Genomic DNA, 14,007 nt, shown 5'->3' on the forward strand with positions numbered 1-14,007 from the left:
CGCGGGCGCGGCGGAGAGCCGCCAGCCCACCACGACTGCCGCTGGTGCTCGCCCGGCCACCCGGCCTCGCGGTCCGTCATCGACAGGAGCAGCAGATGCGCATCCCGTTCTTCAAACGGCACAAGACGAGCCCCTCTCCTCCTCCGGCCCCCGGCCAGCCCCTGTCGGCGCTCGAAGACTTCGAGACCCCCAGCAAGACCGGTCATCGCCTGGCCCTGCACAGCGCCGCCGACATCATGGCGGTCCTGCAGGAGCAGACACAGCGCGCCTTCGGGACGGCCGGCACCTTCAAGACGGCCATCAACCACGAGTCCGAGCTCCGCGCACAGCCCGCGCTGGTCGACGTCCGCGGCTACGTCCTGGACGACGTGCTCTTCCTCGAGCAGCTCCTCAAATGAGCCCGCGCCCAGCAGCTGCGCCCCGACTTCATCGAGCGCCTGGAGGCGGCGGTCGACCACGGCCACGAGCTCGTGGTCCTGCTCGCCGAGTGCGCCATCGCCACCGCCCAGGAGTGAGTTCCGCAATGGCCAGAACCCCATCTGCGCACCGCCCCTGCCACTGGCACGAAGACCCGGACGGCGGCCGTTTCCTCGTACCCGGCTGCATGACCCGCGTCCACGAGTCCGACATCGACACCTGCGACTGCCCCACCGTCAGCGCACAACTCGCCGACGCACAGCAGCAGTTGGAGGAGGCGCGAGAGCGACACGAGGGCCTGCGGGAATGGTGCGACCGCATCGTGCAGGTCGTCGAGGCACACCCCGACGGCCGGAAGATCATACAGAGCGCGGCGCGCACGCAATGACACGCGGCTTCCGCTGGAAACGCGACGGTGCGCCGTACGAAGTTATTCGTACGGCGCACCGGCTGCCCACTGTTCCACGCCCTTGGGTCCCTTGCTGGCGCGGTCCTTCCGTTCGGATCCTCCACGCTTCCCCTCCCTACCTCTGGTATCTGGGGTCGCCTTCAATGCCGCTCTTGCGTGCGAGGCGTCGTACGTACGCCGCGGTGAAGGGTGACCGCTTCGTGACTGCGGTGGGCTTCATTCCGCCGCGCAGGGCCTCAAGCACCGCCGAGATGGCGGCCTTGCGGGCTTCCTCATGGGCCTCTGCGGTCTGTCTGTACTGCTGAGTGGCCTCGTCCAGTGCCTGCTCAATGTCCATGCGCAACACGGTAGCGCAACCCCCTTGCGCGTCGCTCCCTTGTATCGCTACTTTGTATCGCAACGGCGGATCGCAACCCGGCGAAGGGAGGCAGCCCATGCGTACTCACGACATCACCTCGAAGACCACCAAGGACTTGGTCGATGTCGACGTGTATGCGCCGAAGAAGGTGCGGCCGACGATCCCTATCTACAAGCGCAACCAGGCACCCGAAGGGCTCGCCACGTTGCGGCAGTTGAAGGCGCTGGGACTGCGCCCCGGCGGCCAGCAGGTCGTCGCCGAGGTCGAGACCCGGGGCCCCAAGAACGGCTTCCTCTACGAGATCGCCAAGGCCAAGCCCCGCCGGATCCCGACGCTCGCCCAGGAATGGGCGCTGGACCGGGCGATGGCGGCCCGCCAGACCTGCCCCGAGTGCAAGCGCCGCTACTTCTACTGCCTCCGTACCTCGCTCGGCATCTGCCTGGAATGCCACGAAGGCACCCCCGCCGACCCCAGCTCCTACACTCCGCCGGCCTCCCTGAAGGCCGCCTGACCGCCCTGCACGACGGCCACACCCAACACAGCCTCACCGACGCCGACCGTGAGGAACTCATCCGCGACTTCATGACCGAGTACGGCGTCAGCGAGCCCACGGCCGCCATGGCGACCAACCTGTTCATCACCATCGCCTCCGCCATGCCCGAGGACCAAGCGCAGGAGGAGTTCCAGCAGGCCGTCACGCAGATGGTCGCGCAGGGCGAGTCGTGGGCGCAGGAGTTCGTCCAGGCGATGTTCAGCAAGCGTCTGCCGGGCTTCCGCGCCACCTACCAGCGCGCCATCGCCGTCGGCCAAGACCCCGCTGCCCAGCTGGTGCGCGAACACGCGATGCCCGCGGTGGCGGCGGCCGACGTTGTCACCCTGCTCAAGAGCGAGACCGACGTCGCGACCAGCAAGCCCGCCAGCGAGAAGGGCCGGCAGGAGGCGCCCGCCGGGCGGCCGTACCTCGCCGACGTCACCTGCCCGTCCGGCACGGTCAAGGTGACCGTCGACGCAACCGCCACGGTCCCCAGCGCCAAGGTGCGCACCGACGACAAGACCGGCCCCTCCGCGGACGCCGTGCGACGCAGCACCGTCTCCCTCGACGGCGACCGGCTCACCGTCCGTGTCCCGGAGATCGAGGGAGTGGACGGCGTCACCCAGATCATCAACACCGGCGGCAGCACGCGGATCTACCAGAGCGCGGGCGTCGTCTACGGCTCCGTCACCGGAGTCACGATCGACGGTAACGGCAACATGACCATCGGCGGCGTCTCCGGCGGCGTCGCCTCCAGCCCGATCGAGGTCCTTGTGACCCTCCCGATCGGGTCCGGCGTCAAGGTGGAGTCGCGCAACGCCCACCTCGAGGTCGACGGGCCGCTTGCCGCCCTGCGCATGGACACGCACAACGGGCACGTCCGCGCCGGAGTTGTCGGCCGCGTGAAGATCGACGGCCACAACGGCAAATACGCCTTCGAGGCCATTCAGGAGTCGGTCGACATCGACTCCCACAACGGCCACACCACGATCGGCAGCTACAGCGGCAACGACGCCCGCGTGATCACCCACAACGGCACCCTGAACCTCGCTGCCACGCCGCAGGCCGCCGGCCAGATCGTGGCCCGCACCCACAACGGCTCGGTCACCCTGCGCGGCGTGCGCGGGCGGCAGGACCTGGACGTCCAAACCAGCACGCACAACGGCAGCGTCCACAAGATCTGACCCGGCCCGCTTCGGTCGGTCCCGGCCGCCCCGGCAAGGGGCGCCGGGGCCTGGCGGTGGCCGACCGGCCAGCACGGCCCGGTCCGGGCGTGACCAACCGCCCGGACCGGCACCGAGCCCACTGCCCGGGGCCGGTGGTGGCCGTCCGGCCCGCTCCTCCCCGATCCCCAACGACGTCCAGGAGACGCCCTGATGAAGCTCCCGTGGATGAGCCGCTCCGACAAGAAGCAGTGGAAGAACGCTGCCACCTTCTCCGCCGTCGCCGAGCTGATGGCGTTATGGCTGGAGGGCAAGGTCGGCAGCTGGCCCGGCTACCAGCCCCGCTACGGACCCGACGAGGAGACCCTGCCCTACACCGGGGTCCTCGCCGCCGCCAACCGCGCCGGCTACCTGACCATCAGCAGCCAACCCGGCTTCGCCGGGCAGGGCTGCGACGGCAAGGACTGGCAGCAGCGTGCCGCTGTTGAAGGGTTCATTGCCGACCGGGCCCTGCTTCTTGCGTTGAGTGTGGCTGCGCAGGAGGCGGGTCTCGAGGTGCGGCTGCACAGCCTGCTCAACGAGTGGGGCAACGGTGCCGTGACCGTCACGACCCGCAGGGGTCTGCCGACCACCAGCTTCGGCAGGGCCCTGACCATCGGCGACCTCGACTTCATGTGGCGCGGCTGCGCCCCGGAAGCGGTCAACGCGATCGCCGGATCCCACTACGTGACGGTGGTGGATCCCAAGTTCGGGCCGACCACGCGACTGTGGGAGGCCCTGGAGCAGGTCTCCACGCGCCCCGTTCCGCCCCCGCCGGCGGACGCGCCGAAGGTGCTCTGTTCCTGCGGGTGCACCGCGCTCGGGTGGCAGATCTGCGGCGACGGCTGCAACGGCGTCGTCGACCAGGACGACGGCCGCTGCCAGGCCTGCATCGACCCCAGCGTGATCATCGACTGGTCCAAGGTCTGCGACGGCGAAGAGAATGAGTGCGCCAACTGCGGCGCCCCCTACTTCTCCTCCCGGAAGTACTGCTCCACCGCGTGTGAGGACGCCGGTGCCTACGACGAGGACGACCTGGGTGGCGCTGACGCGCCCGTCGCGCCGCGCCCGGTGGGCCCGGCCTCCGACCCCTGGGCCAGCGCCTCGGCCTCCTCGTCCGGTTCCCACGACGCGCCGTTCTGACCGCCTTCTGTGCCGCCCCGGCCCACGCCGGGACGGCGTGGTGGGTCCTCAACTCGGCCCTCTGCCGCAGCGAAGGAGCGTTCCCCCTGATGGCGACCACAGAGCAGGAAGCCCGCCGAATCTTCGGTGACTACGTCGGCCCGCGCGAGATCGGCAAGGTCTACCGATCCGGCTACGGCGGCGAGCCCTACACGGTCCTCGGCATCACGTACGGCACTGAGGCCACCCGCGCGGCGATCGGCTGGGACAGCGGCTGGTCGATGACCGTCGTCGGTGACGACGGGCGCGTCCGTACGCACTGCACCCGCTGGGACGCGCGCCGCGACTCCGCCTGCCTGGACATCTGCCCGTGCCTGCACCCGTACGCCGGGCACCACGACGCGGCCTGCCCGCACTGCGACTGCCCGCGCTTCGCGCAGCTGCGTACCACGAACCCGGGCGGCACGCAGCCCGCTGCCGCCCGCACGACCTGACGCACTTGATGGCCGGTCGCGCCGCGGCCGGCCTGTTCAACTCGGCACCTCACTGGAGGAGTTCATGAGCAAGAAGCCGGTTGTCCACTACATGGCGACCCTGCCCGACGGCACCGTCCTGGCCACGGACGGCGCCCATGTCGGCGAGCGCACGTCCGTCAACCTCGCCGCCCACGTTGGTGAGGTGATCGATCACCCCACCCCGGGACGGCGCTGGTACGACGAGAGCCCGTTCAGCTACTTCCGCTCCTACACCCGTCCCGGCGAGGTCCTGGAACGCGTGCCCCAGTGGCCGGCCCGTCTGTGGGTCGTCGAGCCGCTCGGAGAGACCGGCAACTGGGGCGGCGTCCACTACCCGTACTGGGTGCTGTCCCACCAGCTGCGCGTGGTGGAGGAGACCGAGATCTGGCGGGCTTTCGGCTCCCGCGGCGACAAGGTTCTCCGCCTCATCGCTCAGATGCCGGACCTCGCCCGCGAGTGGGTGGCCGAGTGGAGCGCCGATCCGGAGGCCACCCGCGAGCGCTACCGGCAGTGGCGTCGAACGGTCATCGGCTCGCCCTACCCGTCGAACCACATCACGGCGAAGTCCTGGTCGTCGCGCCGCGAGGCCGCACTCGACAAGGCCACCGAACTCGCCGACGCCGTCGTACGGGAGGCATGGGGCGAGACGGCCGTGAGTGACGAGGACCTGGTGCTGCTGCAGACCCGCGCCTACGGCTTGGTCGCGGCCGAGATGTTCCAGGACCGGCTCTCCGACCACGACTTCCAGCGCGACCTGCTGAAGGTGCTGCGCGGCAAGCCCAACACCAGCGACCTGACCGGCGAGCACCGGCCCGCGCTGGTGCTCGCATAACCAACTCACCCGGCACCACCGAGCGAAGGAGAAGCACGTGACCGAGATCCTCGAACGCCCCACCACCCTCGCCGTCCCCGGCCTGGCTGCCGACGAGCCGCTCGCCGAGCTGCTGTCGATCGCGCTGGGCGCCGCGGGCCCGCTCGCCGCCGAGGAGCGCGAAGACGCGGTGACCGCCGCCCTGCACCACATCTACACCGAGTACCCGGACACGGTCGGCCAGGTCCAGGTCCTGGAGGCAACGGAGTGGCGCGGCATGCCCGCCCTGCGCGCTGCCGACCTGGCCCCGAGCGCGGTCGCCTACCTCGGGGCGGGGTTGTGGCTGCACCACAGCCTCGACATCCCCGAGGAGGAGCCCGCCCGCGACGTCCTCACCCTGATCGCCCCCTGCTCCTGCAGGGCGGGGTACGTGGAGTTCGAGCTCCAAGGCGACACGGACCTGGTCACCATCCTCACCGTGCTGAGCCGTGAGGAGCACACCGTGTGGCATCGCGGCGGCACCGCCTGCACCAGTACCCGCGCCTGACCGCCCCGCGGCCTCGACTGGTGGTGCCTCGCCCCGGACCCCCGGCGGGGCACCACCTCCCCTCCCCGTCCTCTTCCGGCTCTTTCGAAGGAGCAGCCCGCCCCGATGAAGCCCGCCCTCGCCGTCGCCCCGCCCACCGGGCCGTGCGCGTTATCGACCGCGATCACCGACCGCGAGTCCGACCTGATCTGCGCGTTGATCGCCGCTACCCGCCACCTCGAGCAGGCCCGCGACCGCGCTGTCACCCCGGACACGGAGGCCGCCCGCTACCCGCAGCCGATCACGGCCGCCGCCCTGCGCTCGCGCGTCCTGGGCAACGCCGACCGGCTCCGCCGCGCCCTGGATGACCTCACCGCCCCGTACGAGCAGACGGACCGCCCGCTGGAACTCACCGCCAACTACTCGGCCCTGCAAGGAGATTGAGCATGCCGCCGCTGGACACCAGCATCCCCGACCCGGCCGTCGTCGTGCTCATCGGCGCTGCCGGCGCGGGCAAGAGCTCGCTGGCCGCCACCTGGGAGCCCACCCAGGTCCTCTGCCTCGACCAGTACCGGGCGCTCGTCTCGGAAGGCGCCGGCGACCAGGACGCGACCGGCGACGCCGTGTTCGCCCTCCAGTGCGTTCTGGAGGCCCGCATGGAGCGCCGGCTGACGTCGGTGATCGACGCGACGAACACCACGGTCGAAGCCCGGATCGCGATCCTCAAGGCCGCCGCACGCTACAGCCAGCCCACCGTCGCGCTTCTCGTTCCCACCCCGCTTGACGTGTGCCTCGAGCGCAACAAGCGGCGCCCGGACGACCGCCGTGTCCCCGAGGAGGTGGTGCGCGCCCAGCACACCGCGATGACCGCCGCCGCGCCGGGCCTGCACGTCGAGGGCTTCGATCACGTCGTGTCCGCGCAGGACATCGACCGGCTCCGCCCGCTGCTGCGCCGCGTCAGCAACCGCTGGCGCCGCGAACTCGGTCTGGACGGCAGCGCCGGCCTGGGCGACGAACTGCTGCTGCGCCGCTTCTTCGGCCCCGAGCTGGCCCGTCTGTTCACCTGGACGGACAACTCACCGCTCGCCGACGGCGACCGCATCGCCGAACTCGTCCTCGGCTCGGCCCGGCTCACCCTCGCCTTCCGCCAGGACGTCGACGACACCGGCGACTTCGGCTTCGACGCGATGGTGCCCTGCCCCACGGAGGACTGCCCCGGCCCCGCCTGGGTGCCCGTGTTCAGCCAGAGCGACCTGCTCAAGGCTCACCTCGGTCACCTCGACGACGACGAGGACCTTCAGTGCCCGCGCTGCGAGGCCTTCACCGCCCTGGACGACGCCACCGAGGACGAGGACGGCGAGGCGTACGCGGAGGTGATGGTCCGATGACCCAGCACCTGGCCCTCGACCCCGTCGAACGCCTCGCTGACGTCCTGCGCCGCCACCTCGGCGACACCTGGATCCCGACCATGGGCCCGGGCGCCCCGGCTGTGGTCCTCACCCAGCACGGCACTAACCGCACGGTCGCCGCCGACCCCGACCCCGAGACCGGCCGCATCACGCTGCAGGCGTCTGCTAGCGACGACCCGGTCACGCCCACCGCCCTCTACACCGCCGACCTGACCGGCCACCGCGACCTCGTCGACTGGCTGTCGGTCGGCGACCTCACCGAGGCGAGCGCGGTCATGGCGCAGGCCCTGCGCACCCTCCTCGCCCAGTTCACCCCGTCCCACCGACCCCAGGGAGGCGATGACGTGTGAGCGTCATCGGACAAGAAGAAGGCATCGAGCACGGCACGGTCAAGGGCTACCGGCAGCACACCTACCGCAAGGTGTCCGCCACCGAGGAGTGCGGATGCCTGCCCGCGCTGCGCGAGTACAACGCGAACCGGCCCGGCAAGGGCACCTCCGGGAAGACGGCCGCGAAGAAGAGGCCGACCGCGGCCGCCGCGCAGCAGGAGTGGAACGGCGGTCAGCTGCGCGGCGCCGCCCGCCCGGAGGCGAACCTGCCCGTCGGCGCCGACTGCCCGGTGCCGGACTGCGGACGCGACGCCGCCGGCCTGGCGCCCGCCGAGCGCGGCTGGGTCCGCATCCAGGTCAACGGCTCCCGCGACCCGGCCCGCGACTACTGCTCCGGCTCGTGCGCCACGTTCGGCATCGCGCTCGCCGAGCTCCGCATGGCCGACCCGGAGTCCACCCCGCGGCTGGCGGTCTCCGCATGAGCGCGCACCAGGACGCAGCGGTGCGGCCGGAACAGACAGCCGCATGGGACCAGGCCGAGTTCCGGTGCGGCCGGTGCGGCGCCGTCCGTACGGCCACCACCCCGGACGCGTACACGAAGACCATCGCCGCCCACCGCGACGCGCACCTCGTGCTGGACCGGCTCAACCCGATCGAGCGGGACGGTCTCGTGTCGATCCTGCGCACGGTGCTTGCCGCGCCCGAGCTCGGGACCGAGGTCCTGGCCGTCGTCGACGCACCGCCGCAGCCGATCTGACGGCTCCCCGTGCCGCCCCGCCGATCCGGCGGGGCGACGCGGAGGACCGGACAGCCCCGGCCCGCCCCCTGTTCCTGAAGGAGACCGTCGTGCCCCTGCCCTCCTCCACGCTCCGCACCGTCGGCGAGAGCCTGCTCGACAGCGTGAACACTGTCGGCGGCGTCGCGGCCGGCACCGTCGTCGGCCGCTGGGCCCACGCCCGCACCAGCGACCGGGGCGGCTCAACCAGCCGCCTCGCCACGGCGGTTGCCGCCGGACTGGCCGCCGCACTCGTTACCGACGCGATCCTCGACGCGGCCCTGGGGCCGTGGCGCCGCGAGCTCCGCACGGGCCCCCACCGCAGCAGCGAGGGTGAACTGCGCACCCACGTCGCACGCTCGGCCAGCGCGGACGCCGCATCGTCGGCCGCCTACCGCTGGGCGCTCGGCGCCGTCCGGGAGAACAACCCGCTCAGCAGCCCCGAGCTGTGGCGTGGCCACGAGGACGGCACCGCCACCTACTACCTGGCCCCCGGCCAGTACCTGCGCTACCAGCCCGACCACCAGGACGTCGGCACGAACCGGTCGGCTGGCTGGGAGCAGCAGTACACGCTGGAAACCGGCGAGGGCACCATCGTCCTGGCCGGCCCGGCGCAGCTGCTCGCTCTCCTCTACCCCGAGCCCGAGCCGGAGCCGGAGCTCGGTGAGGGCGAACTGGCGGCGGACACCTCCGCGTCCCTCTCCGACACCCCGTCGTACGAGCACTCCTCGGAGCTGATCGAGCTCGTGGACGCCGCACTGGACGAGGACGACGGCACGGGCGCGAGCGTCACCGCCATGGCCATTCAGGAGCGGGCTGCCGCCGCGGGGCTCCCCGACGTGCCGTTCGAGGCAGTGGTCGACGTCGTCGGCGCCCGCCTGCACCACCGCGATAACAGCTGACGGCGCCCCTGTGCCGCCCCGGCCCCGCCCACACGGGGGGCCGGGGCGGCGCGGAGGGCCGGACAGACGCCGGCCGCACCCGGATCGAAGGAGACCCTCCCCCATGTCCATCCTCCCGTTCAGCCCTCCGATACAGCACGATCGCCCCGGCGCCGACGCTGAGCTGCCGATCGTTGCACTCCACCAGCGCGTGCAGGACTTTGACCTGTCCGAGCGGGCCCGCGAGCGCGACGAGGAACTCGCCTTCCAGACCGTCCTCAACGTCGACGCGGTCCTCACCGGCAGCTTTCGCGACACCCTCGACCCCGTCGTCCAGGCGATGGCCTGGACCGGCTACCCGCCCCTCGAGGACAACGAGCTGATGGCCTCGGCCATCACCCACCTCGGCACCGTCGACGGCGTACGGGGATGGTGGCTGCACTACACCCGCCACCCCGAGACCGTGGAGCACGACGACCTGGTCCACGTCCTCACCCTCATCGCACCGTGCGTGTGCGGCAGCTACACCGAGGTCGAGCTGGTCGACGAGGACGCGCTCATTGTGCTCCTGGACGAGCTCGACACCCCGCCCGGCGCCCCGATCGCATGCGACCCGCAGCTGCGGATCCGCCGCACCAGCTACGCCGACACCCGCCACGCCAACCTCGAACCCCCGTGGTGAGCCTCATGGCGCACTACGACCCCTGGCTGGTGACCGTCACGCTCCTGGACGCCGCCGGCACCCGCCACTCCTACGTCATCAAGGACGACGTGCCCTTGAGTGAGGCCCGCCGACTCGGGCTCAGCCGCGCCGAGTCCGAGGCAGAGCAGGCCGTCCGCGGCGGCGCACGGATCGACCTCGGCACGGTCGAGGTCCTGGAGATCAACGAAGCGGTCCGGAAGAACACCCTGCGCTTCGACATCACGTGAATTCGCCCCGGAGCGGCCGCACTTGGCCTCGAAAACCGTCGGCCGCCCCGGGCCCACCCCAGCTCGTACCAGACGAGAGGAGTACCACCCCATGATGCCGTTCCGTCTCTCCGTTGCGCAGCCCCTCGCCGTGTTCACGGCGGCTGCCGTGCCGACCACGCTGTGGATCGCCGACGGCGTCCTGATGCGCCGCAAGCTGCAGGCCGAGCGCCTCAAGCTGCAGGCCGCGCGCCGCGACCCGGTCACCGGGCTGCACGGCCGCGACGGCTACACCCACCGCGCCACCGACCTCGTCCGCCGCTACGGCGACCACAGCCTGGTTGTCTTCCTCGACATGGCCGGCTTCAAGAAGGTCAACGACACCTTCGGGCACGACGCCGGCAATGAGGTCCTCGCCGCGACCGGCCAGCGCCTCGAGCAGTGGGCCGGGAAGCACGGTGTCGCGGCCCGCCTGTACGGCGACGAGTTCGCGGCCGCCGCCCGCATCCCCGCCCAGCGTCGTCCGATCCGCCTCGCCCAGCTACACCACCTTGTGCACCAGCCCGTCCGCGTCGGCGACCGGCACGTCGACGTCGCCGTGTCGATCGGCGCGGCCAGCCCCAGCGACCTGAACACCAAGGAGCTGGCCCGGCTGCTGCGGGCGGCCGACGGCGCCATGTACGAGCACAAGCAGGAGCGCCACGGCGACTTCCGGATCGCCACGACCGCGCACATGAACGGGCCCATGGTCAACGGCCGCAGTCTCGGCCGGTCCGGCACCGGCACCAGCACCGCGCCGAGCGCCGTCGCGGCCTGAGCACGCACACGACAAAGAGGCGGCCCAACTGCCACGTAAGCGCCGCCCCTTGCACGTCCGGCACGTCCCGTTCCCGAACGACCGTAAGGACCATCATGGCCCACTCCCCCGCCCTGACCACCCGCACTGCGACCGCCGCCAGAATGCGGGCGATCGGCGCCCGTCGCCCCCTGCCCGCCCACGGCCGCGACTTCGTCTGCGCGCGCTGCGACGCCTGCTGGACCGGCGCCGAGCGCGACTGCTTCCACTGCGGACTGCCCGCCACCGCCGAGTACACCCACCCCGGCATGGCCCTGCAGGTCCTGCTCCACACCGTCGGCCGCCCCGCCACCCTGCCGCAGCACGCCACGGCGGCCTGCACGGAGCAGGAGAGTCTCCGGTGACCGCCGCGCCGCCCCAGATCATCACCGACGCCATCGTCCCCCGACCCCCGCTGAGCGGCACCGAGCCGTGCGCCACCGGCGAGGAGGAGTTCTTCCACGCCAGCTACGCGATCAACCAGCCTGCGGTGAAGAACGCGCTGCGCGCCTGCCGCCGCTGCCCGCTCACCGCCGAGTGCCGCATCTGGGCCATCGCCAACCCGGACCTGACCCCGGCCGGCATCTACGGCGCCACCACCCCGCGCCAGCGCAGGGCCGACCGCCACCAGCTGATCAACCGGCTCGGCGACGGTCCGGCGTACGAGCGGGTGCTGCGCCGCGCCTACGCCGCCAACGTCGCCTGGCGCACCCAGGGCGGTGCCCGGTGACCGAGCCGGCCCTCGCGCCCTTGGCGGGCGACGAGGAGCTGTACCTGCGCATACGCCACGAGGCCGTCCCGACCGGGGTCCTCTTCCGCCGCACCGAACCCGCAACGCCCAAGCCGCTGAGCGCCGCACAGCGCCGCCGCAACTTTCAGGCCCTCGCCGAGGCGGTCACTGCCCGGCCGCGTACGAAGGAGGCCCGCTCGTGATCCGTGTCCTGACCGTCCGGCCGCCGTGGTCGGATCTGATCGCGCTCACCGTGCCCGGCGCCAAGCGCATCGAAAACCGTGTGTGGACGACGAGCTGGCGAGGCGTCCTCATGATTCACGGCGGTTCGCAGGTCGACGAGGAGGCGCTGCGCCTGCCTCTCGTACGCAAGATGCTGCCCGTCGGCTACGAGCCGGTGCGCGGGGCAATCGTCGCGGTGGCGGACCTGACCGGCATCCACGCCGACGACGGCGTCTGCACCCCGTGGTCGGCGCGCGGCCAGTTCCACTGGAAGCTCGACCAGGTCCAGCCCCTCGCCCAGCCGGTCACTGCCCGCGGCAAGCAGCGCCTGTGGAAGCCGTCGCCGGAGCTCCTGGAGGCGGTCGCCGCCGCTGACCCGGTGCTGCAGACGCGGCTGCTGCCCGCCGGATAGGGCTGGTGGGGCATGCCGATCCGTCCGGAGAACCTCGACCGCTACCCCGCGAACTGGGACGAGATCTCCCGGTCCATCAAGGAACGGGCCGGGTGGCGGTGCGAATGAGAGGGCGAGTGCGGCCGGAGCACCCACCCCGGCCGCTGCCCCAACGTCCATCTCGGTGCCGCCTACGGCACCGGGTCCCGCGTCATCCTCACCACCGCCCACCTCGATCACACCCGAGAACTGCGACCCCGCCAACCTGCGTGCCTACTGCAACGGCTGCCATTTGGACTTCGACGGGCCTCATCACCGCGTCACCCAGGCCCTCACCAGGGCCGCCGCCCACGCGGCCGCCGGGCAGCTCGCCGTCGACGTCGGCGCCGCCGAGCAGCCCGTCATGCTGCCGATCCGGCCCCAGCACCTGCCCCGGCCGGTCGGCTGCAGCACCCAACTCGCCCTGGACTTCCCCACCGACGCCACCTGATGTGGCAGACGAGGACACCCACCGTGAAGATCACCATCGAGCAGGACGCTCTCGCCGCGGCCGTCACCTACGCCGCCCGCAGCCTGCCCTCCCGCCCCCCGGCCCCGGTCCTGGCCGGACTCCTGCTCGCCGCCGAGGACGGCCAGTTGAGGGTTAGCGGCTTCGACTATGAGCGCTCGGCGGACACCGCCGCCGCCGCGACCGTCACCGCCCCGGGCCGCGCCCTCGTCTCCGGTCGGCTCCTCGCCGACATCGTCGCCGCCGTGAAGGGCGACGTACGCCTCGAGCTGGACGGCACCCGGCTGCTGCTGCGCGCGGGCTCGGCCCGCTTCACGCTGCCCACCCTGCCGCTGGAGGAGTACCCGGCCCTGCCCCAGCCCGACGACCCGTCCGGCACCCTGCCCGGCCCGCTGTTCGCCGAGGCCGTCGCCCAGATCGCCACCGCCGTCAGCCGCGACGACAGCCTGCCCGCCCTGACCGGCATCGGCCTGCGCATCGACAGCAGCGAGCGCACCCTGACCCTGTTCGCGACCGACCGCTACCGGTACGCCGTCCGCATCCTCGACTTCAAGGATCTCTCTCCCGACCTGCCCCTCGCTCCCGCCCTGATCCCAGGCAAGGCGCTCCTGGACGCCGCGAAGGCCGCGGCCGCCGACTCCACCGTCGACGTCGCGCTGCCCGGCCAGACCAACGGCATCCTCAGCCTCACCTCCGACCACGCCGCCACCACCATCCGCGCGCTCGAAGGCGAACTGCCCGCCTACGAGAAGCTGTTCCCGACCGAGTTCCCGTACGAGGCGACCGTCGAGACCGCGGTCCTCAAGAGCGCCGTGGCGCGCGTCGCCCTGGTCGTCGACAAGAAGTCCCCGATCCGGCTGTCCTTCACCGACAACGCCCTGGTCCTGGAGGCCGGCAGCGGCGACGACGCCCAGGCCGTCGACAACGTCCACAGCGAGCTGAAGGGCGGCGAGCTGCAGATCGCGTTCAACCCGACCTTCCTCATCGAGGGCCTGGACGCCTTGGGCAGCGAGTACGTGCGCTTCCAGTTCACCAACGCCACCAAGCCGGCCGTCCTCAGCGGCGCCGGCGCCGACCCGCGCGCCCTGCGCTACATGCTCATGCCGGTCCGGCTCACCAACTGACC

Annotated in this window: 24 protein-coding genes; 23 read left to right on the top strand and 1 reads right to left on the bottom strand. The window is 71.8% G+C overall.

The window, feature by feature from the left end; genetic code table 11:
• Nucleotides 1-95 precede the first annotated feature (95 nt).
• Both ABR738_RS01240 and ABR738_RS01245 read left to right on the top strand, forming a co-directional pair.
• Nucleotides 96-398 (top strand): hypothetical protein, encoded by a 303-nt coding sequence (locus tag ABR738_RS01240; RefSeq protein ID WP_350228057.1) that lies wholly within the window; start codon nucleotides 96-98, stop codon nucleotides 396-398.
• Between the two features lie 125 nt (nucleotides 399-523).
• Nucleotides 524-805 carry a hypothetical protein gene (locus ABR738_RS01245; RefSeq protein ID WP_350228058.1) on the top strand — a complete coding sequence of 94 codons (282 nt, stop codon included), beginning with the start codon at nucleotides 524-526 and terminating at the stop codon, nucleotides 803-805.
• A gap of 136 nt (nucleotides 806-941) precedes the next feature.
• Here the strand turns inward: ABR738_RS01245 and ABR738_RS01250 are convergent, their stop codons facing one another.
• Nucleotides 942-1,163, bottom strand: coding sequence for a hypothetical protein (locus ABR738_RS01250; protein WP_350228059.1), 222 nt, complete (start codon nucleotides 1,161-1,163; stop codon nucleotides 942-944).
• A gap of 97 nt (nucleotides 1,164-1,260) precedes the next feature.
• Here ABR738_RS01250 and ABR738_RS01255 point away from each other — a divergent pair, with 97 nt between their 5' ends.
• The 21 genes from ABR738_RS01255 (at nucleotide 1,261) to dnaN (ending at nucleotide 14,005) form a co-directional block, all read left to right on the top strand.
• Nucleotides 1,261-1,695 (top strand): RRQRL motif-containing zinc-binding protein, encoded by a 435-nt coding sequence (locus tag ABR738_RS01255; protein ID WP_350228060.1) that lies wholly within the window; start codon nucleotides 1,261-1,263, stop codon nucleotides 1,693-1,695.
• A 71-nt stretch (nucleotides 1,696-1,766) separates the two neighbouring features.
• On the top strand, nucleotides 1,767-2,900 hold the full coding sequence (locus tag ABR738_RS01260) for a DUF4097 family beta strand repeat-containing protein (RefSeq protein ID WP_350228061.1): 1,134 nt from the start codon (nucleotides 1,767-1,769) through the stop codon (nucleotides 2,898-2,900).
• A gap of 192 nt (nucleotides 2,901-3,092) precedes the next feature.
• Entirely contained in the window at nucleotides 3,093-4,061 is a 969-nt protein-coding gene (locus ABR738_RS01265; protein ID WP_350228062.1) for a DUF6919 domain-containing protein, read from the top strand.
• Between the two features lie 89 nt (nucleotides 4,062-4,150).
• Nucleotides 4,151-4,534 carry a hypothetical protein gene (locus ABR738_RS01270; protein ID WP_350228063.1) on the top strand — a complete coding sequence of 128 codons (384 nt, stop codon included), beginning with the start codon at nucleotides 4,151-4,153 and terminating at the stop codon, nucleotides 4,532-4,534.
• A 64-nt stretch (nucleotides 4,535-4,598) separates the two neighbouring features.
• Nucleotides 4,599-5,387 (top strand): hypothetical protein, encoded by a 789-nt coding sequence (locus tag ABR738_RS01275; RefSeq protein ID WP_350228064.1) that lies wholly within the window; start codon nucleotides 4,599-4,601, stop codon nucleotides 5,385-5,387.
• Nucleotides 5,388-5,424: 37 nt separating this feature from the next.
• Entirely contained in the window at nucleotides 5,425-5,913 is a 489-nt protein-coding gene (locus ABR738_RS01280; protein ID WP_350228065.1) for a hypothetical protein, read from the top strand.
• A 105-nt stretch (nucleotides 5,914-6,018) separates the two neighbouring features.
• Nucleotides 6,019-6,336 (top strand): hypothetical protein, encoded by a 318-nt coding sequence (locus ABR738_RS01285; RefSeq protein ID WP_350228066.1) that lies wholly within the window; start codon nucleotides 6,019-6,021, stop codon nucleotides 6,334-6,336.
• 2 nt (nucleotides 6,337-6,338) lie between these two features.
• A complete protein-coding gene (locus ABR738_RS01290; protein ID WP_350228067.1) occupies nucleotides 6,339-7,280 on the top strand; it encodes an AAA family ATPase in 942 nt (313 codons plus the stop codon).
• Entirely contained in the window at nucleotides 7,277-7,651 is a 375-nt protein-coding gene (locus ABR738_RS01295) for a hypothetical protein (protein ID WP_350228068.1), read from the top strand. The genes ABR738_RS01290 and ABR738_RS01295 overlap by 4 nt, the downstream gene beginning before the upstream one ends.
• Nucleotides 7,648-8,112, top strand: a complete 465-nt coding sequence (locus ABR738_RS01300) for a hypothetical protein (protein ID WP_350228069.1) — start codon at nucleotides 7,648-7,650, stop codon at nucleotides 8,110-8,112. Before ABR738_RS01295 ends, ABR738_RS01300 begins: the two co-directional genes overlap by 4 nt.
• Entirely contained in the window at nucleotides 8,109-8,387 is a 279-nt protein-coding gene (locus ABR738_RS01305) for a hypothetical protein (protein WP_350228070.1), read from the top strand. The genes ABR738_RS01300 and ABR738_RS01305 overlap by 4 nt, the downstream gene beginning before the upstream one ends.
• Nucleotides 8,388-8,476: 89 nt before the next feature.
• Entirely contained in the window at nucleotides 8,477-9,307 is an 831-nt protein-coding gene (locus ABR738_RS01310; protein ID WP_350228071.1) for a hypothetical protein, read from the top strand.
• A 103-nt stretch (nucleotides 9,308-9,410) separates the two neighbouring features.
• A complete protein-coding gene (locus ABR738_RS01315; protein WP_350228072.1) occupies nucleotides 9,411-9,968 on the top strand; it encodes a hypothetical protein in 558 nt (185 codons plus the stop codon).
• Between the two features lie 5 nt (nucleotides 9,969-9,973).
• On the top strand, nucleotides 9,974-10,216 hold the full coding sequence (locus ABR738_RS01320; RefSeq protein ID WP_350228073.1) for a hypothetical protein: 243 nt from the start codon (nucleotides 9,974-9,976) through the stop codon (nucleotides 10,214-10,216).
• Nucleotides 10,217-10,307: 91 nt separating this feature from the next.
• Nucleotides 10,308-11,012, top strand: coding sequence for a GGDEF domain-containing protein (locus ABR738_RS01325; protein ID WP_350228074.1), 705 nt, complete (start codon nucleotides 10,308-10,310; stop codon nucleotides 11,010-11,012).
• A 95-nt stretch (nucleotides 11,013-11,107) separates the two neighbouring features.
• On the top strand, nucleotides 11,108-11,395 hold the full coding sequence (locus tag ABR738_RS01330) for a hypothetical protein (protein WP_350228075.1): 288 nt from the start codon (nucleotides 11,108-11,110) through the stop codon (nucleotides 11,393-11,395).
• Nucleotides 11,392-11,760 carry a WhiB family transcriptional regulator gene (locus tag ABR738_RS01335; RefSeq protein WP_350228076.1) on the top strand — a complete coding sequence of 123 codons (369 nt, stop codon included), beginning with the start codon at nucleotides 11,392-11,394 and terminating at the stop codon, nucleotides 11,758-11,760. The genes ABR738_RS01330 and ABR738_RS01335 overlap by 4 nt, the downstream gene beginning before the upstream one ends.
• Complete coding sequence (locus ABR738_RS01340; RefSeq protein WP_350228077.1) at nucleotides 11,757-11,963, top strand: hypothetical protein; 207 nt, start codon at nucleotides 11,757-11,759, stop codon at nucleotides 11,961-11,963. The genes ABR738_RS01335 and ABR738_RS01340 overlap by 4 nt, the downstream gene beginning before the upstream one ends.
• A complete protein-coding gene (locus ABR738_RS01345) occupies nucleotides 11,960-12,394 on the top strand; it encodes an ASCH domain-containing protein (protein WP_350228078.1) in 435 nt (144 codons plus the stop codon). Before ABR738_RS01340 ends, ABR738_RS01345 begins: the two co-directional genes overlap by 4 nt.
• A gap of 163 nt (nucleotides 12,395-12,557) precedes the next feature.
• Nucleotides 12,558-12,863, top strand: a complete 306-nt coding sequence (locus ABR738_RS01350) for a hypothetical protein (RefSeq protein ID WP_350228079.1) — start codon at nucleotides 12,558-12,560, stop codon at nucleotides 12,861-12,863.
• A gap of 23 nt (nucleotides 12,864-12,886) precedes the next feature.
• Complete coding sequence (dnaN, locus tag ABR738_RS01355) at nucleotides 12,887-14,005, top strand: DNA polymerase III subunit beta (RefSeq protein WP_350228080.1); 1,119 nt, start codon at nucleotides 12,887-12,889, stop codon at nucleotides 14,003-14,005.
• Nucleotides 14,006-14,007: the final 2 nt, after the last annotated feature.

This window comes from Streptomyces sp. Edi4, from assembly GCF_040253615.1.
GTDB lineage: Bacteria > Actinomycetota > Actinomycetes > Streptomycetales > Streptomycetaceae > Streptomyces.

Excerpts from the sequence above, each read along its gene's own strand:
- ABR738_RS01315 (WP_350228072.1), top strand. The coding sequence starts at position 9,411 with ATGTCCATCCTCCCGTTCAGCCCTCCGATACAGCACGATCGCCCCGGC.
- ABR738_RS01325 (WP_350228074.1), top strand. The coding sequence starts at position 10,308 with ATGATGCCGTTCCGTCTCTCCGTTGCGCAGCCCCTCGCCGTGTTCACG.
- ABR738_RS01250 (WP_350228059.1), bottom strand. The coding sequence starts at position 1,163 with ATGGACATTGAGCAGGCACTGGACGAGGCCACTCAGCAGTACAGACAG.
- ABR738_RS01260 (WP_350228061.1), top strand. The coding sequence starts at position 1,767 with ATGACCGAGTACGGCGTCAGCGAGCCCACGGCCGCCATGGCGACCAAC.
- ABR738_RS01275 (WP_350228064.1), top strand. The coding sequence starts at position 4,599 with ATGAGCAAGAAGCCGGTTGTCCACTACATGGCGACCCTGCCCGACGGC.
- ABR738_RS01240 (WP_350228057.1), top strand. The coding sequence starts at position 96 with ATGCGCATCCCGTTCTTCAAACGGCACAAGACGAGCCCCTCTCCTCCT.
- ABR738_RS01330 (WP_350228075.1), top strand. The coding sequence starts at position 11,108 with ATGGCCCACTCCCCCGCCCTGACCACCCGCACTGCGACCGCCGCCAGA.
- ABR738_RS01305 (WP_350228070.1), top strand. The coding sequence starts at position 8,109 with ATGAGCGCGCACCAGGACGCAGCGGTGCGGCCGGAACAGACAGCCGCA.
- ABR738_RS01255 (WP_350228060.1), top strand. The coding sequence starts at position 1,261 with ATGCGTACTCACGACATCACCTCGAAGACCACCAAGGACTTGGTCGAT.
- ABR738_RS01245 (WP_350228058.1), top strand. The coding sequence starts at position 524 with ATGGCCAGAACCCCATCTGCGCACCGCCCCTGCCACTGGCACGAAGAC.
- ABR738_RS01290 (WP_350228067.1), top strand. The coding sequence starts at position 6,339 with ATGCCGCCGCTGGACACCAGCATCCCCGACCCGGCCGTCGTCGTGCTC.
- ABR738_RS01265 (WP_350228062.1), top strand. The coding sequence starts at position 3,093 with ATGAAGCTCCCGTGGATGAGCCGCTCCGACAAGAAGCAGTGGAAGAAC.
- ABR738_RS01270 (WP_350228063.1), top strand. The coding sequence starts at position 4,151 with ATGGCGACCACAGAGCAGGAAGCCCGCCGAATCTTCGGTGACTACGTC.
- ABR738_RS01285 (WP_350228066.1), top strand. The coding sequence starts at position 6,019 with ATGAAGCCCGCCCTCGCCGTCGCCCCGCCCACCGGGCCGTGCGCGTTA.
- ABR738_RS01295 (WP_350228068.1), top strand. The coding sequence starts at position 7,277 with ATGACCCAGCACCTGGCCCTCGACCCCGTCGAACGCCTCGCTGACGTC.
- ABR738_RS01320 (WP_350228073.1), top strand. The coding sequence starts at position 9,974 with ATGGCGCACTACGACCCCTGGCTGGTGACCGTCACGCTCCTGGACGCC.